The 235-nt window shown below is 41.7% G+C and carries 1 pseudogene; it reads right to left on the reverse strand.

Annotated elements, in window-relative coordinates:
• A pseudogene (locus OU788_RS12835) lies at nt 1-235 on the reverse strand (amidohydrolase); the annotation flags it as partial.

Consider the following 235-nt stretch of genomic DNA (forward strand, 5'->3'; position numbering starts at 1 on the left):
TTTCGCTCAACTGAAATCCCGACCATCCTCATTAAATTTGGCAGGGCTACAGGTGCATCTGTATGGATGGTTATCCTCAAACCTTTATCCAAGGCTGTTCTGGTAGGACTGATAGAGTTTCCAAGGCTATCTCCAATAATCTGTTTGTGCCAGTCTCCCCAGTAATAGGTATGTAGCGGAAATAATGAAGCAATGACATTCAATTCCATAAAAGAATCAAGTTGATCTTCCCGAA

Source organism: Tenacibaculum sp. L6 (assembly GCF_028823685.1).
Lineage (GTDB): Bacteria > Bacteroidota > Bacteroidia > Flavobacteriales > Flavobacteriaceae > Polaribacter.